This is a genomic window from Teredinibacter sp. KSP-S5-2, from assembly GCF_032773895.1.
Lineage (GTDB): Bacteria > Pseudomonadota > Gammaproteobacteria > Pseudomonadales > Cellvibrionaceae.
The window spans coordinates 738690-761797 of sequence record NZ_CP120416.1 but is presented as its reverse complement, the minus strand read 5'-3'; the positions used below and the strand labels follow the sequence as shown (position 1 = coordinate 761797).

Genomic DNA, 23108 nt, shown 5'->3' with positions numbered 1-23108 from the left:
GCAACTAGAGCACATCCTATGAACAATCCGTGCTTTCAACTATGCCTTCACTAGCTTTTATGTTTATAAAGGAAGAGATACAACCATGGAAGCAATTAATGCTTTAGGCGAATAAATGTTATTACTTTTCACTCTATGTCAACCGGAAACAAATCCTTAATAAATTTGTCACCTATTAATAACTACTATTCCCCAACCGATGCAGAGATGACACATCCCAGTTGTACAGGTACACCCAGGCTTCAACGAAAAAGATGGTATCTTTATAGACCGGAAGACGTTTTCGAACATACTCGTGAGGCTCCGGGTATTCCGATGAGCATTGCTCATACTGATCCAAAATCCGAAACAGCGTGTCAGGGAAATCCACTGCATAAATCTCACCAACCACTCTATCGTCTTTTGCTGAAGATGGAATCATACCGGGATAACCATCCACCTCATAAAGACGACCATGCATATAACCCTCACCAATATATTTGGCACAATGTGCAATAACATTGGTTAAATTAGAACGGTATTTATTTTTTAATGTACCGTAAACGAAAAGAAACTCATTGTTCATGGCCATCAAAAATACCAAGCAAGTTGTGCAATAAGAGAATACTGATTACTGATATATCGATTGCCTACCCCAGAGTTCAATCCACCGTATTCGGTGCATTTTTTCCCAACGGGAACATTGATAGCCAGAAACGATTGCCAGTTTTGAGACAGGTTAAAATTGCCAATCAGCTGTATAAGCGAGGAAGAGTCATCAAGGTTATGAAAAACACCGGGAGTAAAGGTAATCAATGGGGTCAACTCAATGGTGGAGGAAGCGGCAATATATTGTTTGGCATAATTAAACAACTCTCCCCGCCGGAAACGTAAAAGAAGTTCCTCATTGGATTGTAGATCTGAATAATCTCCGTCTGCCTGACCAAAACCGTTGTAAAAGTATTCAATCTGGCCGCTGGTGTTTTTACCAAAACTCATCCACGAATAGGAAAGGTTTGTCACCCCGCTCCAATAATTATCCTCATCTGTCTGGGTATATACCAAATCGGATCTCCAGATTGCACCTGCCAGACTACTGGTTAAGCCCAGTCCCACCACTCTATCCTGATAGTGCTCAGCCAACAAAACATCGATTTCCCTTTCACCGATAAAAGCATGATATTTCATTCCAACCGAATGCTCTTCTGTTTCAATATCGCCTGTCTGTACATCCCGTCGAGCAACGGCCAGCAGTTGTATATCATCACCATTGGACAACAAATATTGACCGTAAATCATATCATCGCCGGATTTGTATTCTTTATCCACTGCAGTGGGATCAAAGGGATTTAGGAAATCCATCGGGTTGTAGAGTAATCCATTTCCCCAACTCACTGCCTGACGACCAATACGTATCACTGTGCTATCCGAAGTGTAGTTAACATGAAGTCGATCAAATCGGTGTACTAATCGGGTTCTACCGCTGTCTTTGATTTCCCAGGTTAAATCCATTAATCTTCGATCATCCGATGTTTCTCCCCCCGTAGTCCAAGCGACATCAGTCAATTTATGACGAGCTTCAGTTAGCTCTCCATACTCGGCATAGATCTGATAGTCCGCATTGAAACTCCAGGCGTTGTTTGACCAATCAAAATTAAGACGCAAATTGGCAGCTTGATCAAATGCCTCTCGGCCTAGGTAAGAATAAAAAATGCTGTCTTCGTCATATCCATTCAAATACCACTCGTATTTCAGGTGACCACGTAAGTTCGCATCACCTTGAGCATGAACATGTAAACTTAGAAAAAAAATGATGGGAATAAAATAACGCATGTTATTTTACGTGAGACTGATCTTGTGTTTGATTGCTGACAATCTTACCGTCAACCATTTTAATTATACGTTTACAGTAGGACATCACGCGGGTGTCATGGGTGGCAATTACAAAGGTAATCCCTCGGTTTTTATTTAATTCCACAAATAAAGACATAAGCTGTTCCGCGGTTTTAGAATCCAGATTCGCGGTGGGTTCATCGGCAAGTACCAAAGTCGGCTCACTGACAATTGCCCGCGCAACAGCCACTCGTTGTTGTTGACCACCGGAAAGCTGAGAAGGTCGTCGCTCTTCCATTCCTTTTAATCCAACCTCCTCCAAAATAGCCAAGGCTCTGTCACGCCGGGATTGAGCACCGATGCCTTGAACCTGCATAACAAACTCCACATTTTCTCTCGCACTGAGTACCGGAATAAGGTTATACGCCTGGAAGACAAAACCAATATGATGCAGACGCATTTCCGCCAACTGGGATTTATTCAGTAGATCAACACGTTGAGAACCAACCGTAATCTCTCCACTGTCAGGTTTATCCAGCCCCCCCATCGCATTGAGCAAGGTTGTTTTACCCGAACCGGATGGCCCGGACAGACAAACAAAATCTCCAGACTCGATAATCAAATCGACATGATCCAGGCCGGTAATCGTTTCTTCCCCCTGGCGAAAGGTTTTACATAAATGCTTGCAGCTAATTGCGGTCATGGTGTTCTCACGTTTTGGTTAATGCGCGAATTGGGTTGAGATGGGAAGCCCGCCAGGCAGGTAATAAACTGGTTAACAACCCCAATATAATCACCACTCCGTTCGCTAATAACACATCATTCAATTTCAACGCGGGATAAAGCATACTGCCCGCCCCCATCATTGCCATTCCGTCGGCAACAATAGAAATATCAATACCGGATTCCAATGGTTTAATCGCAAGGTATGCGGTCACATTGCCAATTAATAATCCCAGGCTGAGAAGTAACAGCGACTCAAGTAAAATTTGTAGCAGAATATGTCCGGGCTTCATCCCCAGAGCCAGCATTAATCCAATTTCTCTGACTCGTTCGAATATCGCCATCACCAGAGTGTTCACCAACCCGAAAGACAATGCTAAAAAGACCACCACCATCCATACCAAAACAAAGCCGTCCATCATGTCGATCATACTAGACAAATAAGAATCGAGTTGTTGCCATGCCAGTGTTTCAACATCTTCTCCCGCCGCCTCCGCCAACTCCTTCTGCAATATCAAGGTATCACGATAATCATTATTTCCTTCAACAACGATTTCAGAAATATCATCATTAATATTCAACAATGTTTGCAGCGTTGTTTTACCCGCGTAAATCAACCGTTCTTCCGTGGCCGGTAACCTTGCACTATAAATTCCAACAATGCGAAAGCCTTTATCCACTACATTGTTATCCGGGTCCTGGCTCATGAGTACAACCCGTTTACCCAAACGGGTTTCCAGTTGTTCCGCGAGTTTTTTGCCAATCACCAACCCGCGGTCATCGTTTCCTTGTAAAAAACGCCCTTGCACCAATGTCTCGTTAAAAAACTTTTGCTCCCATTCAACATTGGGCTCGATACCAATCGCCACCACACCTCGAGTATCTCGTTCACTGGATAGCACAGCAGGCACACGGACGCGCGTACTCCACGCTTTGACATGTTCTCCATTTAATGAATTTAATAAAGACTGTGATGGTGGAGGCAAACGATGTACCACGGTGGGATCATCGCGATAACCGGGGTGATGTATCTGTACTTGTCCAGGTAAAGAACGAATTCCATTCAGAACCATTTCATCAACCATGCCGCGCATTAATGCCGTCATAAAAATCATGGCCCAAACACCCAGGCTGATCGCAGCCAACATAATGATGGTGCGCCTATAGTTACGCCAGAGATTCCGCCACGCCAGGGTAAATGTTGTCTTCAGTAATGAAAGAGAAACCATTTTCATTAATTGGCCCTCATGGCTTCTATCGGTTGTAGAAAAAACAGCCGTAAACCAGGGTACAAGGCTGCGAGAAGACTACCAACAAATACCGCACTCGGCCCCATGCCAATGGCTAAAAGCGAAACAGATGGGAATATTTTACTGGGGAAGTTAAATCGCTCGGCCATTTCTTCAACGCCCGGGTACATAAAGCCAACGTGATTTAAATACAATGTCAGCAAAAAACCTAACCCGACACCAATAGATAACCCCAACACTGACATCAAAAAAGTTTCCGTAAACACCAACCGACATAATCTTGCAGGCCTTACACCAAGTGCCATCATGGTGCCGAACTCCCGAGTACGCTCTAACACCGACATTAACTGCGTATTCAGTACACTAAAAGAAACCAGGATAATAAGCACAGCATACATAAACCAGGCACTGGCAAAATCGGCCTGAATGGCTTGCTTCAACCCCGGCACCAAGGCCTGCCAATCTCGCACTTTTGGAACGGTGGAAAAAGTATTCTCCTGTTGTGAAATTAGTTGCTCCAGTTTCACATTGAGGCTTTGCACCTCATCCAGGCCATTGGCCAATATGGTAATGGTGTTTCCATCAGTGTTCATGGAAAACATCGCTTGAAAATCTTTCAGCGATATCTGGGCCATTGATCGGTCAATGTCGATCATGCCAGAATCAAAAATACCGACAACAGTCAACACACCAGCGGCAAACGAACCATCAACACCACTACCCAATACCGTGATGGATTCGCCAATGCTTACTTTGAGATTTTTCGCCAACACATCGCCGACAACGATTTCATTAGTGCCTCCATTCAGATAACGCCCCTGAACCACCAAACCCGGAATGGAAGACACTCTTGGTTCGAACTCCGGTTGCACACCGGTAACTTGAATACCGTAGGAACGCTGTTCACTGGACGCCAGGACAAATGCCATACTACGTGCAGCCACCTGATCTGAATGCAATGCTTCCCGGACTTGTTCAGCTAGTTGCTCAATATCAGGAATAATGAAACGTAATTTTGGATCATCTAAAAAATCGGGGTGTTGTATTTGCAAATGTCCGGAAAAAGTACGCAAGGTATTATCAATCATCAATTGATAACTGCCCAGTTGCAGCGAAATCATAAAGATCAGTAGAACATTGGAAAAAATCATTGCCCCGACAGTTAGCCAGGTTCGGCGACGGTTTCGCCAAAGATTTCGCCAAGCTAAACGTAACGTAATATTCACTGACGGGGATTCCTCAAATTAGATAGGGTAAACACACCTTTGCCAAGCAACTGATCAAACTCCACTTTGTGGGTTTGCATCTCTGTCCATTCACCCTTATCTTCCACCTGACTCATACGCAACACCGAGGCGACAACACGCCCACCCATCTCTTCCAATTTGAGCGCTTTCATGGTTTTTACTAACTGATTATCTTGATCCCAAAATTGCTGCTCAAGTAGCACGTTATCGTCCCGAACAAATAGAATTTCCTTTCCCCAAACTATTGCCGCATCTTCATGGGGTACGGATTCAATGACATAAACAGTGTGTTGATCCTGCTGTTCGGTTCGCAGCAAGGTGTGTTCGTATTGATCAATAATATCTGTGGTTTTACTGATATCTTTATTAGAAAAGTCACTGCCCATCCAGCTTTGTGCCATCATCGAAGAAGGAACTTTAATAATTTGATTTATCTTCGGTGAATAGGTCCACATATTCGTCCCTTTTAGCAGGGTACCGTTACCAGCATCCTTACGTGGTTCAACCACACGCACCAGCGAATGCTTATCCCCTTGAGTCCAGGCGCGCATCGACATTTTGCGCTCCCAATCCGGTCGATGGATCACCATAGTGACTTCAGAATATGAGGAGATTCCTCGCCAATGATTCATCGCTTTGCGGATAATTTCCCGAGGTGCTTCCAGGTTGCTCGCCAGACTACTGGCACTTAGAACAAGAAGACAAAGCAGCGAAAATAAAATACAAAACCAGTTTTTGAATGTAATGGGTTTCATATAACTATTTCCTCAGTCTACATATAGAAATTGACTAACATACACAACATGTTAACGCTGAATCGTGGCAGTTTTCTGTGATTTCGCAACGGAATATTTTTTATTAAACGGCAGTTCCCAACGTATCAAGCGATTAAATAATGTTTCGAAAGGGCCACCACGAAAAAACGTTAACCAACAGCAAGAAAAAATGACGGCAAAAACGCAATAAATAAGTGCTGCGCTTACTGCAACTTCAATGGACTGGCCATCCATCAGGCCCAACCCTTCAATAACGGCCATACCAATCATGACATGCAATATGTAAAGAGACAGTGATAGCTGCCCGGTTTTTGCAAGTAGTTTCACCCCCACCCAATGTTCAATAGATTTAATCAATGAAATAATTGCACAGATAAAGAAAATCGCAAACGCTGTGGCAGCAAATACATATAAGGGAGATGGCGGCATCGGTTTCGTCAAACATAGTGATATCCACTCACCAGTAGGATCAAGGCCTGATTTCGTTACCCATCCAACAAGTAGACGGGACAAGCTTTCAATTGCCAGCCAAAAGAAAAGCGATTTAATCATCAAGCGTATTCTTGAATAGCTGTTCAATAAATTTTGTCTGGCCAACCACATTCCCGCAATAAAGAAAGCAACCCAGGGGAATACAGGATGAAAACCGTTAAACAGCAAATATCGTGTTGCGCCATGTAAGGTCCAGAAGTCTTGATAGGTTAATGTTGAAAAATCCCAGCCTGCTTCATAGTCAAACAACATCACTCCCAAAACAAATGCCAAAATAGAAAGTACTCCAAGACTAATTAACGCTCGACTGGAATAAACGGCAATGACACTGGCGATGAAAAAATACATTCCATAAAAGCGTAAAATATCCGCAGGCCAGACAAAGGAAAACACAACACCGAATACAAATAACAACATAGCGCGTTTTATTAGCTGTCGCTGATAATTGCGTACTAAATTATGATCGTGATGAAGAGTAAGTGCCTGAATTTTTAAAGACACACCAACACCAGCAAGTACGATAAAAAGCGCTACCGCTCTGCCTTCAATACTGTGTACCAATTTCAGTAACCAAGCACTACCTTCATCGGCACCCATAACCAGTTGGTAATTAACCAGCACCATGCCAAACACAGCAAACGCTCTGGATACATCCAACCCCAGAATACGACTGTTCACATTATTATCCCCAAAAAAATGCCCTTGAGGCTAATGTACTAGGTCGCACAACTGAACTCAGTTATCGAGTGTCTTAAGTTAGTTACCCATATGCCAGGAATTGTACACACTCATTGAATTAAGACGCCTGACACACCTACGTCCCGCCAAACAAAGCAAGTTTGGCTTTTTGAGCATACATGTTGAGTAAGAGCAAAGGCAGAAAAAATCCGAGTATCAGGGGACAGATATGAAATGAAATGCAATGACATTAAATGGGTTAGCCAAAATGCGACATACTATTTGGCTAACGCTCCGATGCTTAAAGGCTTAGATTACGATGTTTGCCGGTTCGCATTTTTCAACGTTGCCAAGAATAAAGATCGAATGGAATAAAATCGTATTTTGAATCTCTAAAAAACCGGGAGGCTTTTGTCGTGAGAGATGCCCCTCACTTTGTGCCACACCACAAAGCAAGGGGGAAAACACCTTATTGATCAGCCTGAATGGCAGTAAGAGCAATGGTATAAACAATATCTTCCACAGTGGCACCGCGAGAAAGGTCGTTCACTGGTTTTGCCATGCCCTGCAACATTGGACCAATAGACACAACTTTTGCCGAACGCTGAACGGCTTTGTATGTCGTGTTACCCGTGTTTAAGTCAGGGAAAATAAATACTGTTGCCTTGCCTGCAACAGGGCTATCCGGTGCTTTGGAACGCGCAACATTCGCATCAGATGCCGCGTCATATTGCAAAGGCCCATCAATGATTAAGTCCGGGCATTTTTCTTTGGCAATTTCTGTCGCCTTTCTTACCTTATCCACATCCGATCCGGTACCCGATGTCCCGGTTGAATAAGAAATCATGGCGATACGCGGCTCAATACCCAAGGATTTGGCCGACAAACCGGATTGAATTGCAATATCAGCAAGTTCTTCAGCATTGGGGTCAGGGTTCACCGCACAGTCACCATAAACCAAAACCTGATCCGGTAAACACATAAAGAATACCGAACTCACCAGGCTCACACCGGGTTTGGTTTTGATAAGTTGTAACGCAGGGCGAATGGTATTGGCTGTAGTATGAACCGCCCCACTCACTAACCCGTCTACTTCATTTAATGCAAGCATCAAGGTGCCCAAAGCGACATTGTCACCGAGTTGGTTTTCCGCCATGGGTTCAGTCATGCCTTTATGCTTACGTAACTCCACCAAATGCGGAATATAGCGGTGGCGAACTTCATCCGGGTCAATAACCTCAATATTGCTTGGCAAAGAAAGGCCGTGATTGACCGCCACTTCGGTTACACGCTCTAACTTACCGACAAGCACACACCGCGCGATCCCTTTTTCATGGCAGCGTATTGCGGCTTCAATGGTTCTAGGTTCATGCCCTTCCGGTAACACAATACGTTTGGCCGCCTTGTTGGCCAACTGCACAAGTTGGTGGCGGAAAGCCGCGGGAGAAAGACGCTTCTCCGTTTGCTTGCTGACACAATCCATCAAGAAATTTGCATCTAGATGGGTGGCAATGGAATCCATCACCAAGTCCATCCGCTCGACATCATCGGCTGGAACTTCCGTATTCATCATGTTGAGTAACTGAGCCGTTCGCCAGGTGTTTTCGTGGCAAAGAATAATCGGCAGACCGGTTTTCATTGCCGCATCACAATGCTCAAGTACATTGTCCGGCGGTAACATGTCTCCAGTAAACACAATCCCCGCCAAAGGCACGCCTTTAATTGCAGCCAACGCCGCAGCAAGCATAATGTCGGTACGGTCGCCCGGTGTCACCAGCAGTGTCCCCGGCTTCAGGGTATGTAACATATTCGGCACAGTACGCGCACATAGTGTAATCAGTTGTACCCGTCGCTCAGCCATATGGCCTTCGTTAATAACCGTTGCCTGTAAATAATCGGCAACGTCTTTGGTTCTCGGTGCAATTAAGTTCGGGTTCCAGGGAATAGCGCCAAGAACTTTAAAATTCGGATTATGAAAAACTTTTAACCGCTCACGAATTCGCGCGCGATCCGGTTCTACAATTTCAGCCTCATCAGGTTCTTCATCGGTTGTCACATGTTGTTGACGAACTTTAGGAGCACCAATTTTATTATGAATACAGCCCAACACCTGAGGCGAGTCCACACCACCAAATAAACTGGCAGTCATTTCGATTTGATCATTTAACGCGTAAGACCGCTGAGCATTGCGCGCCGTCACCAGAATAATATTGCTGTTTAGTGCACGAGCCATTTCCCGGTTTATTTTGGCAATATAGCTCTCGTCGCCAATCGGCACCAAGCCTTCAATTACGATCACATCGGCATCGAGCGCGCTTTTCTGGAAGATATGAATCACCTCTTCCATCAAACGCCCTTCCAAACCACGAGACATAAGCTGCTGCGCATAGCTGAGAGGTAAAGGCGGCGCAGGCTGTAATCCAACCGTGGCTTTGATTAAGTGGGTTGAGCGATCAGGTTCGGAATCAGAACCGTAGCTTTGAGAGATCGGTTTGCAAAACGCTACCCGAACACCCATGCGGTCCAATGCTCGAACGAACCCCAAGCAGATAGATGTTAACCCGGTATTTACTCCAGTCGGGGCTAAGAAAAAAGATGTTTGCATAACTCTATTCGCCTGACCTATTTTGATAACGCTAGACAATGATTCGCAATCTGCAACTCTTCATTGGTTGCAATCACAGCAATTTTGCGCGATGAAATTTCACTGATCACCGCTGCGTTTTGTTCATTTAACTTTTCATCTATCTGAAAGCCTAAATGCACCAGATACTTCACAATTTTTTGCCTGACAAACGCCGAGTTCTCACCAATGCCTCCGGTAAAAACCAACGCGTCGATACGAGAAAGAGAAACCGATAGCGCCGCCAGATATTTGGCCAGTTTCAAACTAAACATATCCACCGCTAACAAACAGCGGGGATCTCCCTCAAGAGCATTTGCCTCAATGGGACGCATATCATCGCTGACACCACTAATCCCCAGTAAACCACTCGCTTTATTCAGCTGATGATCCACTTCATTCAAGCTCATACCTGCGGTATCCGCCATATATTTGTGTAACGAGGGGTCTACATCACCACTGCGTGTGCCCATCATTAAACCTTCGAGCGGTGTGAGTCCCATGGTGGTATCAACACTTTTGCCATTTTCCACCGCTGTTGCACTTACCCCGCCACCAATATGCGCCACAAGAACACCGTGTGATTTGGGATCAAGATTCAGTTGCTGAACAGCTTGCTGGGAGACATATTCATGGCTGGTGCCATGAAAGCCATACTTACGTACACCATAGTCTTCATACCATGACCAGGGTACTGGATATAAATAATGAATCTGATCCAAGGATTGGTGAAAAGCAGTATCAAATACGGCTATTTGGGTTGCTCCAGGGATCAGTTTTTGAGTTACTTCGATGCCCAGCAGGTTCGCAGGGTTATGTAAGGGAGCCAGACTGGAGCACGCTTTAATCTTCTCAATAACGTCATCATTTATCACCACAGAAGAGTTAAAGGCTTCACCGCCATGCACCACACGATGACCAACCGTTTTTATACTGTCCAGATCAATGCCCTTTTCAGCAAACATCTCAAAACACTTTTCCAACGCCTGCTGATGATCTGCACCTGGCAGAGGAACAACCTGTTTTTCACCGTTGGATACCAACTTGATCTTTGCATGCTCGTTGCCCAATCCATCTGCTGCTCCAGAGGCAACACATGTCTGCTCAGGTGAAAGAAATACACTGAATTTGACAGAAGAACTGCCTGAGTTAATGACCAAAGTTAAAAAGGAACTCATTACTGCACCAGTTTGTGAAAAAGAGAGGTTGGATTAATGATTATCATAGGTCGATAGCCAAAGTGCGCGTTGATAAATATCAACCGCAAATTCTTTTATAACCCACTAATTTCGTACGGATTATTTCTCCCCGAATAAGACACGGGTATTTGGCCTCCAGCCCCCCGAACAGGCACTACTTCTGAATAGAATATAGGCACTCCGGCGAACTCTCACTAGATCGCTTAATTTTAACCTAGACCCAGGTTTTATAATGCTGAACATATCAAAACATGAGAGTTACGCCAGTATCATCTCACTCCGCCCTCCCTGTTCCCCAGATCAATTGGATAATGGCCCCATAACACCCCATTAAAGCCCAATACGTGATTCTCCCCTGGAGTGGACAAAAGCCTGACCACATTGCTATGAATTTCAGGCCTCAGGCATCACTCGCAAGGGCAAACGAATGGTTGATCTAGTTGTGAAAAAATAAACAGAAATCGCATGCAATCCGCACATAAGAAACTCATGCAAAAGAAATATTGAGAATAGAACCCAACAATAAGAAGCGGGTCATTCAATATGATAGGTTTCTACTCAGCGAATTAGAACATCACCACCGAAAGTCGATTTTTAACCCAAGCATGTGATTCCATTTACGGACGACCGGTTTGCTAATATTAGCGGCCCTGAATAAGGATGGCGTCTAAATTCATATCAAAAAACGATGATAAACCTACCACTTTTCAGGGTAGATATTCACCGCGGGCATGATAGATTTTTAGTTTAGCTAATCTGGTGCGAAAGCTTATACATCACGTTGTATTCCAGAATACAGCGCCAAATTAGAACGAAAAACCCTTAAAAATCTCTTATATGAGAAAACGGGTTTTATTTCACATCAAACTAAGAGTTAAAAATTGGCATTCAGACAATTCAATCCATCTACGAACTGTTCTACAGCCTTCCTTGTATACAAGCTCTTCTTATACAACACATGAAAAGTCATGTTAATTTACCAGTAACTTAGGGAAAAAAATGATCAATATACTTCTCGTTGGATTTTTAATTGTCGTTATCTGTTTCGTTCCAGTAATGCTTGCAGCCAAAAAGCTTGACGCTGGAAAATCGGATCTGGTCAGCAGTGTAATTGCTGTTATCGTTGGAGGCATTGCATCGAGCACTATCGCGCCGATGCTTCCAGGAGCAAACACTAATGCTCTTGTTGCAACTCTCTATGTCTTTTTAATAACAGGGGCGGCGTATAAATTCATTCTTGATACAACATATGTCAAAGGCATAATTATTGCCCTTATTCCCGCAGCAATATGGTATGTGCTCGGCATTGTTTTCTCATAACATACAAAAATGAGAGATGTACAACGCACCGATCAACCGTTCCAAAACTTGATTTATTTTTATACCAAAGGAATCAATGTGAAATACGTATTTTGTATTATTTTATCGCTCACCCTTATTGCTTGCAGCAACAAATCAGGGAAAGAAGAAAAAGAGCTGGCCACACAGGCTTTTATTAATTGTGACTTTTATGGGGCCATGCAAAATGCTGAACTTGCCTTAAACTATGCAGGGGATAATGTGGAAGTGGCGGTCCCAGCCTTACTTATTATAGGTAAAAGTGCCGAATTTTTGGATCAACAAAGCACAGCTTACGAGAAAATTGTTGAGTTAGCTCCAGGGGTAATTAGTGTTTCCCAAGCAAAAGAGATAGCCAATAACTTTGTAAAAAGTTTATCAGCAGCAGCGCCACAGAAAGTAAAAGACTGTCCTCAACTGCAAATTTAATAGTTCCATGCAATAAACCCCGGCCTAAACACCTCCATAATGCTGACAGGAGGTGTTTAGATTCTGGATGAAGAACCAAAACACAAACAACTACCATCCCTCAGGGTTATATCAAGCCCACATCAGCAACAACAGATGACTCGTCAATCAATATCTGATTAAATACCCAAAAAACTAAAGGAGATATAGGGTGTTTAAAAAGGTATTAGTCATTGCTGCAGCGTTACTTATATTTCAATACTGGGGCAGTATAAATAGTCTACTGAACCCTCCTCCTGATTTTGCTGCGGCCCATAATGGCAAAGTAATTCTGTATTCGACGGCATGGTGCGGCTACTGTGCCAAAGCAAGAAAACTGCTAAAAGATAATGGTATTGATTATTTCGAATATGACATAGAAAAATCACAAGAAGGAAAACGACAGTATAAAGCACTTGGAGGCAGCGGTATTCCCGTATTACTTATTAAAGGTGAGGTTATTAAGGGTTATAACCCTAACCGAATATTAAAACTGGCAAAGCAGTCGTAACTCACCTCTCACCTTTTTACCTCATGCTTTCATCTCAAACTTATATTGGAACTTTATGTTTATGGGGAAGCCTTACATATTCACAATAGCTTTAGTGACTATACCTCAAATATCACATAGACCTTGATACCATTGAAGTCTAGGCAAAAGATCTCGCTCGCTTTTATACCGGTTCATGCAACTCACATAGATGATATATCGCTTCAAAGGAAAATGAATTATGACAATATATATACCCGTAATCTTATGGTTAGTAGGTTCCGCAGTTAGTTACTGGCTTATGCACAAAAGAGGCGTAAAACTCACCTTATTTAAAAACCTATTGGTTGCATTTCTTGGTCCACTTTCCATTCCTGTTGTATTCCTTTTTCCAGCAAAAACACATGCGCTACAGTAACCTCCATATCCAATGCATAAAAAAACCGCCACTAAAAAGCGGCGGTTTTTTTGAAAGCCAATTCGACTGAAATTATAGAGAGTTAGTCGCGTTAAGCTCGTTAAATGCTTGAAGCAAACGATCAGTCATGCTTTCTTCAGCCTTACGCTGCCATACACGAGGATCGTAATATTTTTTATTTGGTGAATCTTCACCATCTGGGTTACCAATTTGGCCTTGAAGATACGCTTCTTTATCTTTGTAGTAAGTACGAATACCGTCCCATGCAGCCCATTGAGTATCAGTATCGATGTTCATTTTAATTACACCGTAACCGATTGACTCTTCAATTTCTTCAGCAGAAGAACCTGAACCACCATGGAAAACAAAGTTAAGCGTGTTTTCCGGCAAACCAAATTTCTCAGAAACATAGGCTTGAGAATTTTTAAGAATTACTGGAGTCAACTTCACGTTACCTGGTTTATAAACACCGTGAACGTTACCGAATGAAGCCGCGATAGTGAACTTGTCACTTACTTTTGACAATACTTCGTAAGCATAAGCAACATCTTCTGGTTGCGTGTACAACATAGAAGAATCCATACCGGTATTGTCCACACCGTCTTCTTCACCACCAGTACAACCCAATTCAATCTCAAGAGTCATACCGATTTTGCTCATGCGCTCAAGGTACTTGGCACAAGTTCCGATATTTTCTTCAAGTGACTCTTCAGACAAATCAATCATGTGCGAACTGAACAATGGCTTGCCTGTTTCAGCAAAGTGTTTTTCACCTGCGTCCAAAAGACCGTCGATCCAAGGAAGCAATTTTTTTGCAGCATGGTCTGTATGAAGGATAACAGGTACGCCGTATGCTTCAGCCATTTGATGAACGTGTTTGGCACCAGCAACCGCACCCAAGATAGCCGCTTGCTGACCTTCACCTTTAAAGCCTTTACCTGCAACGAAAGCTGCACCGCCGTTAGAAAATTGAACCACAACAGGAGACTTGGCTTTAGCCGCAGCTTCCAATGTAGCGTTAATCGAGTTAGTACCAACGCAGTTTACCGCTGGTAATGCGAATTTATTGGCTTTAGCAACTGCAAATATTTTTTGCACATCATCGCCAGTGACAACGCCAGCCTTTACGACGTCGGATACTTTCTGAGTCATGAAACCTTCCTATTTATGGGGTTTAAGGTAAGAGTGAACGGGTTACTTGACCCTGAGCTACGCTCGCGTGTGAGGGGCCAAAAATCGCGCGTATTTTGACACAAGCAGCCCGTTTTTTTAAGCGTTCAGCTTATGCCTAATTTACAGAAGCAGCATATTCCGTCATAACCCCACATAAGTCGCTGATTTTAATCAATAATCTATGTTACAGTCGCTGAAAATCGCAGGGGGTTGCCCCATATCAACGGAGATGTACGCACTGGGAATACGGCTTTTGGGCCTCCGCTCTAACCAACAACTAAAATAAGGAGATGCCAATGACCCTCATTGCTCACCGAACCTGGTCAATTATTCTATTTGCCGTACTGGCTTTTACACTTACCCCTGCAGGTGCAGACTCGGTAAAAAGTCGGCTGTTTGCCAATGCCTACCTTGCCAAACAGTCCGCTGCAGATAAAGACGCCAATGAATTCGCTCCCAAGAGCTTCAACAAAGCATTAAAGACCCTTGAGTCTGCAGAAGACAGATACAGCAAAGGCAAAACCGTTGAAAGCATCGACGCCACTCTGAAAAAGGCCGTGGAGCAATTTCAAAAAGCGCAGTTTGCATCTGAGATAGCCCAACAGAAACTATCCGGGCTAATCAAAGCCCGACATGATGCCATTAAGGCTAAAGCCCAATCGATGGACCCAAACAAGTGGAAAAAAGCCGAACGCAACTATACGTCGGCAATCAGCACGCTGGAATCAGGTAATCAACCCCTGGCCATGAGTAAAGCCAAAGATGCTCAAGAAGACTTCCGTAACCTGGAGCTAACAGCAATCAAAGCCAAATATCTGGATCAAACCCGAACCTTGATTACCAAGGCTGAGAAGGTGAAAGCCAAGAAATACGCACCAAAAACATTCGCCAAGGCTCAAAATCTTCTTATGCAAGCCGAAAAAGCATTGACCGAAAACCGTTACGACATAGACGAACCACGTAGCCTGGCGAAAGAAGCCAACTATGAGGCCAGGCATGCCATCTTCTTAACAGGTTACCTTAAAGAGAAGAAGGACAAGGATAAGACCGACGAAGACCTGATTCTTGAATGGGAGTCACCATTGCAGCAGGTCGCGGCAGCAGCAGATATTCAAGCGGAATTTGACAAAGGCTATCAGCCCGTCGCAAACGAAGTAATCGCTCACATCGACTCTTCCTACGCTCTGAAGCAAGAGCAGCAGCAGGATATCAATGACCGGGACAGCCAGATTCTGTCACTGAATCAACAGGTTGGCGAACTCAGTCAAAAACTGGGTGGCGTTGCCAGTGCCGAGGCAGAGTTACAACGCCGCCTGCTGGCACAGGAAAAAATCCGACAAAAAGTGAAAGAAATTGAAGGTACTTTCAGTCGCTTTGAAGCCACTGTCTTCCGCGATTCAGACCAGATCTACATTCGACTCGCAGGTTTAAGCTTCGCCTCTGGCAGCAGCACGCTAAAAACCAAGGATTACAAACTCCTGCAAAAAGTGGTCAACGCCATCAAAATATTCCCCCAAGGCACCGTCGTGATTGAAGGCCATACAGACTCATTTGGCGGCGATGACATGAATCTGATCCTCTCGGAAAAGCGGGCTCTATCAGTAAAAGAGTACATGATGACTCACGGCGGCTTTTCCAATACCACTGTCGACGCAGTGGGCTATGGCGAAACACGACCCGTTGCCAACAATGAGACACCACAAGGAAGAGCCAAAAATCGCAGAATCGATATTCGTATCGCACCCAATCTGGATCTATCTGCATCCTGATCCACCACACAAAGGAGAACACCAACACGTGTTCTCCTTTCACAATCAACAACCCATATAGCGCTAAGTTGCTGTCTATTCTCAAAAGTCCTGCAGTAAGCTTGACTACACTTAATAAATTACCGTCGTAAAAATCCCCAAAAAGTAGTGTTATGAGTAAGAAAAAACTGGATAAAACCTTTTACGAACAAGAACTGAAAAAACTGCAAACCGAACTGGTGAAGCTTCAGGAATGGGTTAAACACAAGGGGCTGCGCATTGCCGTTATCTTTGAAGGCCGGGATGCTGCCGGGAAAGGTGGCGTCATCAAGCGTATGACTGAAAAACTCAATCCTCGTGTATGCCGAATTGCAGCTCTGCCCTCCCCAACGGAACGGGAAAAAACCCAATGGTACTTCCAACGTTACGTAGCACATTTACCCGCTGCGGGAGAGATGGTGCTATTCGACCGAAGCTGGTACAACCGAGCCGGGGTTGAACATGTCATGGGTTTTTGCAGCGAGGAAGAATACAACGACTTCTTACGCGCCTGCCCTGAGTTTGAACGTATGCTTATCCGTTCCGGGCTGGTGTTAATCAAGTACTGGTTTTCTGTCTCCGATGAAGTGCAGGAAGCCCGTTTTCTGCAACGCATTCACAAACCCATTAAACGCTGGAAGTTCAGCCCAATGGATCTGGAGTCCCGTTCACGCTGGGCGGAATACTCACGAGCAAAAGATGTAATGTTTGATTACACCGACACCAAACACAGTCCGTGGTTTGTGGTGAATGCCGATGATAAACGACGAGCACGGCTCAATTGTATATCCCATTTTCTAAAGCAAATTCCCTACAAGGAAATTGACTACCCCGCCATAGAGTTGCCCGAAATAAACAAAACCGGGTACATGCGAACTCCGAAGGATGAACAGCACTGGGTGCCAAACAAATATTAGGACCAACTAATCCAGACTCTGTGCTTAATACAGCTTTCACCCCCAATATGCTTAAATCACGGTTTCATTCATCACATACGGGTAGTCGTTAGGTGTCAGATTTATCAAGCAAAATCCAGGTAGTGTTATTTGATTTAGGTGGTGTTCTCGTCGATTTGGGCGGCCCCCCGTTTAAACACGAATGGTCACCGTTGACCAACAGTGATATGGATGTTTGGCAAGCCTCAGCCAACTCTAAGGCATTACATCAGTATGAAACTGGAAAAATCCGCTGCGAAGACTTTGCTCGACAATTTGTCGAGGAGCAGCAACTGAATGTCACCCCGGAGTTTTATTTAGAATATTTTACTCATTGGCCCAAAGGGCTTTTCCCCGGCGCACTCGATGTTGTTCGCCGAATTCCAGAACACTTTATTCGGGCAATTTACTCCAACACCAGTGCAGCCCACTGGCCTCGGTTGATGAAAGAAATGCAATTGGATAAGGACTTCGATCATTATTTTGCCTCCTTTCAAATAGGACATATGAAACCAGGCGAAGAAGGGTTTGTTCAGGTCGCGGAGAAATTGAATATCTCCCCCGAAAAAATATTTTTTATGGATGACAATATTGCCAATATCGACACGGCATTATCTCTGGGCTTTAATGCGGTGCATACCAAAGGAATTGAAGAAGTGGAAACCGCATTGGTAAATGCCGGGATTATTGCGCCAGCAACCAATTGAACGAGTCATATATAATAACTTAAGCACTGAGTTTCAGTTTCAAAACCGCATAAACACAGCCATGTGGCTCACTCAATTCATCCCTGAATTGAGTGTTTTGAAACTAAAACTCCGCGCTTTTTTTTCGAACTCGGAAGCCAATTAATAGATCCTTTCCTCTCGCAAAAAAATTCCCACCCCCTTCTCTGACTAACACGTTATCAAGAGAGATCGGAATTATCAGACACAAAAAAAGCCGCTTGTTTAGCAAGCGGCTTTTTAAAATAAGAATGATTAGACGGTTAGATCACACCGGGAATAAAGCGATATTTCACTTGCTTACAATACTCCAAATAGAATGGGTCAGCACTTAAATGACGCTCTTCAGTAATTGCTCTCAAATAGTAGAACCATGTCATAAAGCACAAACCAAGAATTTGGGTAATCGCCACATGTATACCCGTATGCGTTGCGTTATAAATAACTGCCGGAAACATCACACACCACCAGGCAAAGTTTTTCGATGCATACGCAGGGTGACGAATAATCGCGAATGGCCCTTGACGAATAATTCCGCGGTTGGTCAAGTTAGAGAAACGTACCCCGAACCAAAGCGTAGCCGACATATATACCAAGTAACTCAACACCATCATGGTGGTAAAGAAAGTAATAATCCACTGGCTATCAAAACGTAATACTTCTCTTTCGCCCGGAGCTGGGAAATACAAACCCAGGAACATCTGGAATGGAGGGTAACAACAAACACACACTACCCAACCAAGCACGGTTGGTTCGGCAGAAAAAGTTAAGTTGTCCACCCAGCGAGAGGAGATCACATAACCACACCATGCCAAACCGACATCGATAGAAAAGATTAAGGCAATAGAAATATTAAACAGATCGTTGTTGAACTTCTGGTGCGTATATTGACCACTGGCAATCATATCGGGGATCGCACCAAAAACATAACCAATATTATTGACCAGATGGGGAAACTGACTGACAAAAAAGACTGTCATCAACGGCGTAAAGAACAACTTAACAAAAAGACCGCGGGCAATTTTTTTATGTACATCTTCAAATGGCGTTTTGTTTTTTTCCAAACCAGGAATAACAGATGATGCAAAAAGTACAATTTTCGTTAGTAGCGCAGCCAAATCCTTTTTGTCCGATTCTGGATCATACTTAACTGCACGGGTAATAAGCACATAAACAAAGCCATACCATAAATAGGTATCAAATACGATTTCGAGAAACCTAAACCAACCCTGATAATATGGCGCCTGACGTTGAAAACCATATTCTCCCGCCCAGTGGAAAAATAACATCGCCAACCATAATAAAAATAAATACTTAAGATAATTCACTAAACTATCGGCAAAAAACGTTACGTATTTTTGCTGTTTCAACAAAGGCGAAATCTGGAAAAAATTTTTAGGATCTCGAAGGTAAAGGCGAACACACTCAGCCAAGAGCATGATTCCCGTGACCATAAAAATTGCAGCCAGTGTTGTATCTAAACGATTATCAGTAAATCGGTATCCAGCAAACGCGATGCCATTACCTAGAGCACCTGACACGTTGTACCAAGCAGCAATTGCAACCAAGGAGACAGCACCAATAACACCGGATATCCAAGCTCGGTCGGTAACCCAATCTCCAGCTTTAGTGGAGTCCAGGGTAGAATCAGGTGTCGCAGTTGCTGTTACGCCAGCGGTGTGAGAAATGGAAGACATGATTACGACTCTTTTTGTTATTTTTATTCGCCTCTATCCTACCCCTTGCAGCGTTGGTAAACCAGCCCCTGCCACAACTTCGATCACAAAATGCTATTTTTGGAGTAAGAAGAGGCTAATAAATTAGGACGAACAAATAGGCTTTAACCACAATAAAAAACATAAAAAAGTGTGGTTTTTTTTCATCTTATGAACATCATAAAAACAGCGCGACATCCAGGTATCATTGTATTATATTTAGTAATACGTTCTCAGTTCACATATTTAAAATAAATATATGTTAATCGGCGTCTAATGTCGATCGGATCAAATGTCAATATTGAATAAAAACTGATCGTCCGTTATTTTTCGCCTTAGCTTTTTTGTATTGTTATAGGCTTTCATGGATGTTTCTCTCACGCCTAATACATAAAAATAATAAATGAAAAGTTCCCAAAATATTTAATCGCTGGAGAATAATAATGTTTAAGAAAGCAGTCGCATCGGTCGCTCTGACCGGAGCCGCTCTGGTTTCTGGCGAGGCATTAGCAGTTAACTGCGACGGCCTACCAGTATGGAGCGCCTCATCCGTATTTACCAATGGAACCCAAGTCCAACACGAAGCAAACGCGTATACCGCGAATTGGTGGACCCAAGGTGCAAACCCAACAACCAATTCCGGCCCCTGGCAGGTATGGACACATGACGGTGCTTGTTCGAGTTCTTCCTCTTCAAGTTCATCTTCATCATCCAGTAGCAGCTCATCTAGCAGTTCGAGTTCTTCCTCGAGCAGCAGTTCGTCTAGCTCATCAAGCAGCTCTTCGTCCTCAAGCAGCAGCTCTTCCTCGTCCAGTTCTTCATCTTCAGGCGGCAGCACTTGCCCAAGCTATTCCGCAGGTTCTGCATATAGCTCAGGCGCTAAAGTAACGAATGCTGGCGGCTATTTTAAATGTACCGTTGCAGGCTGGTGTTCTTCTGGTAACGCGGCATATGAACCCGGTGTAGGCTGGGCATACAGCTATGCCTGGGCAGATATTCCCGCATCCGAATGCGGTGGTTCAACAAGCTCCAGCTCTAGCAGCAGCTCTTCTAGCAGCAGTTCATCCTCTTCTTCAAGCAGCAGCTCCTCCAGCAGTAGTTCATCTTCATCTAGCAGCTCATCAAGCTCTAGCTCGTCTTCCTCAGGCGGTACCTGTGGTGTTCAAGCTTCAAGCGGTGGCTACACCATGTGTCGCTCTGATCTGGAAGCACGTGAAACCGAGTTAACCAGTTCGCCATTGTTTACTCGCGTTAAACAAGACATCCAAGTACGTCCAGAGTCTGAAGTTCTCGCTATCGCTCCTAAAAGCGCTTCTAACCCAGACAACGTGAAACGGGTAGAACGCATTGTTTCTGAAGCCGAGTTCGACTTTATTTTCCCACTTCGTAACCCTGCTTATACCTATGTTGGCTTCTTACAGTCCATCGGTAAATTCCCAGGTTACTGTGCGGATTATCCAGGTCAGGACTCTGACGCAATCTGCCGTAAGCTCCTTGCGACATTGATTGCTCACGGTGGTCAGGAAACGGGCGCTCATGATCCTAACTCTCCATACGATTCATGGCGTCAAGCGATGTACTTCCTACGCGAAGCCGGTTGTGTGGAAGGTGGTGCAGGTTGTGGTTACGACGTAACCTGTGATCCTAACTCATGGCAAGGCCAAAAATGGCCATGTGGCGCAGGCGCTCAGTACTATGGTCGTGGCTTCAAGCAATTGAGCTACAACTTCAATTATGGTCCATTCTCATACGCGCTATTCGGTGACGTAACTGTGTTCTTGAATGAGCCAGACAAAGTAGCAACTTCCTACTACCCAATTGCTTCTGCTATTTGGTTCTCCGTCACACCACAATCACCTAAGCCAAGTATCCTGCACATTATGGATGGCACTTGGGTACCCAACGAGGTTGACCTTGCTCGCGGTATTCGTCCAGGCTTCGGTGCAACCACTAACGTTGTGAACGGTGGTATCGAGTGTGGCCAGTCAACAGATGGCGTGAATGAAAAACCACAATCCGCTAACCGTATCGAGTACTACAAAGGCATTGCAGCACACTTGAATGTACCTATTGGTGCTGACGAAGAGTTGGGCTGTGCCGGCCAGGATTCCTACGTGGTTGAAGGTGCTGGCGGCTTGCTACTCAACTGGGATCAAGACTGGGGATACTACCCAGATATGCCCGGCGGCAAGTCTTTCGCTTGTAAACTTGTAGGTTATCAAACAGCATATGACGCGCTTGAAAAAGGCGGCTACGAAGAGTGTGTTAAAAACTACTTCGGTGTGACTGTATTAGATAAGTAATTACCTATCTGGTAAGAAAACAAAAGCCTTCCTATGAGAGTAGGAAGGCTTTTTTATTATTAGCCCAAACGAACCACAATCAACAAAAAACTCAGAATCGTTTTACTTGGCTTTTTGTTGCTCTTTGACATATTGCATGATGTTAATAAAAGAGTCAGTCCAATAAATATCTTTGTTATCAGCAAGATACTTTAACAGCTCTTCATGCGCCTCTTTTGAAACAGACAAATGATCGCCACCAATACCGTGGAAGGTCAGATTAGCCATAGTGCCCTGAGCCGCGGCTCTTTTCACAATCGCGATCAATTGCTCACCTGTTGAACCGACCGGGCCGTCCATACCCACTCGATAGTAATCAAGTTTAGACATATCGGCGACAACACCACCAAATGAAGCTTTAGCAGCAACAAAATCACCCTTAATTGCATCAATATAGTTTTCACCAGAAGCCATTTGATCACCACAGGGTGCGGTGTAGGTGCGTTCCGTTTTTCCGTCAACGGTTTTCAGAAAACCACTGACTAACAGGATCTGTTCCCGCACCTGCTCCACTGTTTTTTTGGAAAGATCGTGATAGGGTTTTTGCCATTCCCGATTTGGCAAAGAGCCATCACACTCATGAAACAGCGAGTGATTACCCAGCTCATGGCCGCTTTGTGCAACAGATCGCCACTCATCAATCCGGTCAAACAAAACACCACCCGCCGGATACACATAGAAACTGCCTTTTAAACCATATTTATCCAATGCTGGAATAGCATTATCTAACTGTGAATTCAGTGCATCATCATAAGCAAGGCTTACAGCGGCTTTAGCACCTCCCGGCCACTTGAAGCTTTCTACCGCATTACTCTTGCCTGCCAGCGTTAATAATGAAAGAAAAGTACAACCGATTATTTTTTTATAATTCATGGTGAGTTACCAAGTTACGGAGTTAAAATAAAATACTACTTACTAATTAAAGCAAGTAAACTCTT

Annotated in this window: 19 protein-coding genes; 7 read left to right on the top strand and 12 right to left on the bottom strand. The window is 44.1% G+C overall.

The annotated features are described in order from the left end of the window. Nucleotides 1–175: 175 nt before the first annotated feature. The 9 genes from P5V12_RS03545 to P5V12_RS03505 form a co-directional block, all read right to left on the bottom strand. Nucleotides 176–571: a gamma-glutamylcyclotransferase family protein gene (locus P5V12_RS03545; protein WP_316955862.1), complete on the bottom strand. Its 396-nt coding sequence runs from the start codon at nt 569–571 to the stop codon at nt 176–178. Next, complete coding sequence (locus P5V12_RS03540; protein WP_316955861.1) at nt 571–1812, bottom strand: hypothetical protein; 1242 nt, start codon at nt 1810–1812, stop codon at nt 571–573. The genes P5V12_RS03545 and P5V12_RS03540 overlap by 1 nt, the downstream gene beginning before the upstream one ends. A gap of 1 nt (nt 1813) precedes the next feature. Continuing rightward, nucleotides 1814–2515 (bottom strand): ABC transporter ATP-binding protein, encoded by a 702-nt coding sequence (locus P5V12_RS03535; protein WP_316955860.1) that lies wholly within the window; start codon nt 2513–2515, stop codon nt 1814–1816. 7 nt (nt 2516–2522) lie between these two features. After that, on the bottom strand, nt 2523–3770 hold the full coding sequence (locus tag P5V12_RS03530; RefSeq protein WP_316955859.1) for an ABC transporter permease: 1248 nt from the start codon (nt 3768–3770) through the stop codon (nt 2523–2525). Beyond that, nucleotides 3770–5011, bottom strand: coding sequence for an ABC transporter permease (locus P5V12_RS03525; protein ID WP_316955858.1), 1242 nt, complete (start codon nt 5009–5011; stop codon nt 3770–3772). The genes P5V12_RS03530 and P5V12_RS03525 overlap by 1 nt, the downstream gene beginning before the upstream one ends. After that, nucleotides 5008–5787 carry an outer membrane lipoprotein-sorting protein gene (locus P5V12_RS03520; RefSeq protein WP_316955857.1) on the bottom strand — a complete coding sequence of 260 codons (780 nt, stop codon included), beginning with the start codon at nt 5785–5787 and terminating at the stop codon, nt 5008–5010. Before P5V12_RS03520 ends, P5V12_RS03525 begins: the two co-directional genes overlap by 4 nt. A gap of 51 nt (nt 5788–5838) precedes the next feature. Beyond that, nucleotides 5839–6978 (bottom strand): DUF418 domain-containing protein, encoded by a 1140-nt coding sequence (locus P5V12_RS03515; protein WP_316955856.1) that lies wholly within the window; start codon nt 6976–6978, stop codon nt 5839–5841. 469 nt (nt 6979–7447) lie between these two features. After that, the gene (gene pta / locus P5V12_RS03510) at nt 7448–9583 is read right to left on the bottom strand and encodes a phosphate acetyltransferase (RefSeq protein WP_316955855.1); all 2136 of its coding nucleotides are present in this window, start codon (nt 9581–9583) and stop codon (nt 7448–7450) included. 17 nt (nt 9584–9600) lie between these two features. Further along, nucleotides 9601–10779: an acetate kinase gene (locus P5V12_RS03505; protein WP_316955854.1), complete on the bottom strand. Its 1179-nt coding sequence runs from the start codon at nt 10777–10779 to the stop codon at nt 9601–9603. Between the two features lie 1020 nt (nt 10780–11799). On the opposite strand from P5V12_RS03505, the gene P5V12_RS03500 reads away from it, so the two are divergent. From P5V12_RS03500 to P5V12_RS03490, 3 genes are all read left to right on the top strand, one after another. Next, complete coding sequence (locus tag P5V12_RS03500) at nt 11800–12120, top strand: hypothetical protein (protein WP_316955853.1); 321 nt, start codon at nt 11800–11802, stop codon at nt 12118–12120. 9 nt (nt 12121–12129) lie between these two features. After that, nucleotides 12130–12567 (top strand): hypothetical protein, encoded by a 438-nt coding sequence (locus tag P5V12_RS03495; RefSeq protein WP_316955852.1) that lies wholly within the window; start codon nt 12130–12132, stop codon nt 12565–12567. 190 nt (nt 12568–12757) lie between these two features. Further along, a complete protein-coding gene (locus P5V12_RS03490) occupies nt 12758–13096 on the top strand; it encodes a glutaredoxin family protein (RefSeq protein ID WP_316955851.1) in 339 nt (112 codons plus the stop codon). 469 nt (nt 13097–13565) lie between these two features. Here P5V12_RS03490 and fbaA read toward each other — a convergent pair whose 3' ends face one another. Next, nucleotides 13566–14645, bottom strand: a complete 1080-nt coding sequence (fbaA, locus tag P5V12_RS03485) for a class II fructose-bisphosphate aldolase (protein ID WP_316955850.1) — start codon at nt 14643–14645, stop codon at nt 13566–13568. 317 nt (nt 14646–14962) lie between these two features. Between fbaA and P5V12_RS03480 the strand changes: the two genes are divergently transcribed. The 3 genes from P5V12_RS03480 to P5V12_RS03470 all read left to right on the top strand — a co-directional run bounded on the left by P5V12_RS03480 (nt 14963) and on the right by P5V12_RS03470 (nt 18095). Beyond that, entirely contained in the window at nt 14963–16435 is a 1473-nt protein-coding gene (locus tag P5V12_RS03480; protein WP_316955849.1) for an OmpA family protein, read from the top strand. A gap of 152 nt (nt 16436–16587) precedes the next feature. Next, complete coding sequence (gene ppk2, locus P5V12_RS03475) at nt 16588–17370, top strand: polyphosphate kinase 2 (protein ID WP_316955848.1); 783 nt, start codon at nt 16588–16590, stop codon at nt 17368–17370. 92 nt (nt 17371–17462) lie between these two features. Next, nucleotides 17463–18095 carry an HAD family phosphatase gene (locus P5V12_RS03470; protein ID WP_316955847.1) on the top strand — a complete coding sequence of 211 codons (633 nt, stop codon included), beginning with the start codon at nt 17463–17465 and terminating at the stop codon, nt 18093–18095. Between the two features lie 281 nt (nt 18096–18376). Here P5V12_RS03470 and P5V12_RS03465 read toward each other — a convergent pair whose 3' ends face one another. Then, nucleotides 18377–19810: a hypothetical protein gene (locus P5V12_RS03465; RefSeq protein ID WP_316955846.1), complete on the bottom strand. Its 1434-nt coding sequence runs from the start codon at nt 19808–19810 to the stop codon at nt 18377–18379. Between the two features lie 461 nt (nt 19811–20271). Here P5V12_RS03465 and P5V12_RS03460 point away from each other — a divergent pair, with 461 nt between their 5' ends. Further along, nucleotides 20272–22131 carry a glycoside hydrolase family 19 protein gene (locus tag P5V12_RS03460; protein ID WP_316955845.1) on the top strand — a complete coding sequence of 620 codons (1860 nt, stop codon included), beginning with the start codon at nt 20272–20274 and terminating at the stop codon, nt 22129–22131. 102 nt (nt 22132–22233) lie between these two features. On the opposite strand, the gene P5V12_RS03455 is transcribed toward P5V12_RS03460, so the two are convergent. Continuing rightward, nucleotides 22234–23043 carry a polysaccharide deacetylase family protein gene (locus P5V12_RS03455; RefSeq protein ID WP_316955844.1) on the bottom strand — a complete coding sequence of 270 codons (810 nt, stop codon included), beginning with the start codon at nt 23041–23043 and terminating at the stop codon, nt 22234–22236. Nucleotides 23044–23108: the final 65 nt, after the last annotated feature.

What these genes read in the sequence shown, in the direction of transcription:
- P5V12_RS03495 (WP_316955852.1), top strand. Translation starts at nt 12,130, where the DNA reads ATGAGAGATGTACAACGCACCGATCAACCGTTCCAAAACTTGATTTAT.
- P5V12_RS03465 (WP_316955846.1), bottom strand. Translation starts at nt 19,810, where the DNA reads ATGTCTTCCATTTCTCACACCGCTGGCGTAACAGCAACTGCGACACCT.
- P5V12_RS03530 (WP_316955859.1), bottom strand. Translation starts at nt 3,770, where the DNA reads ATGAAAATGGTTTCTCTTTCATTACTGAAGACAACATTTACCCTGGCG.
- pta (WP_316955855.1), bottom strand. Translation starts at nt 9,583, where the DNA reads ATGCAAACATCTTTTTTCTTAGCCCCGACTGGAGTAAATACCGGGTTA.
- P5V12_RS03540 (WP_316955861.1), bottom strand. Translation starts at nt 1,812, where the DNA reads ATGCGTTATTTTATTCCCATCATTTTTTTTCTAAGTTTACATGTTCAT.
- P5V12_RS03535 (WP_316955860.1), bottom strand. Translation starts at nt 2,515, where the DNA reads ATGACCGCAATTAGCTGCAAGCATTTATGTAAAACCTTTCGCCAGGGG.
- P5V12_RS03460 (WP_316955845.1), top strand. Translation starts at nt 20,272, where the DNA reads ATGTTTAAGAAAGCAGTCGCATCGGTCGCTCTGACCGGAGCCGCTCTG.
- P5V12_RS03480 (WP_316955849.1), top strand. Translation starts at nt 14,963, where the DNA reads ATGACCCTCATTGCTCACCGAACCTGGTCAATTATTCTATTTGCCGTA.
- P5V12_RS03520 (WP_316955857.1), bottom strand. Translation starts at nt 5,787, where the DNA reads ATGAAACCCATTACATTCAAAAACTGGTTTTGTATTTTATTTTCGCTG.
- P5V12_RS03455 (WP_316955844.1), bottom strand. Translation starts at nt 23,043, where the DNA reads ATGAATTATAAAAAAATAATCGGTTGTACTTTTCTTTCATTATTAACG.
- ppk2 (WP_316955848.1), top strand. Translation starts at nt 16,588, where the DNA reads ATGAGTAAGAAAAAACTGGATAAAACCTTTTACGAACAAGAACTGAAA.
- P5V12_RS03545 (WP_316955862.1), bottom strand. Translation starts at nt 571, where the DNA reads ATGGCCATGAACAATGAGTTTCTTTTCGTTTACGGTACATTAAAAAAT.
- P5V12_RS03500 (WP_316955853.1), top strand. Translation starts at nt 11,800, where the DNA reads ATGATCAATATACTTCTCGTTGGATTTTTAATTGTCGTTATCTGTTTC.
- P5V12_RS03505 (WP_316955854.1), bottom strand. Translation starts at nt 10,779, where the DNA reads ATGAGTTCCTTTTTAACTTTGGTCATTAACTCAGGCAGTTCTTCTGTC.
- fbaA (WP_316955850.1), bottom strand. Translation starts at nt 14,645, where the DNA reads ATGACTCAGAAAGTATCCGACGTCGTAAAGGCTGGCGTTGTCACTGGC.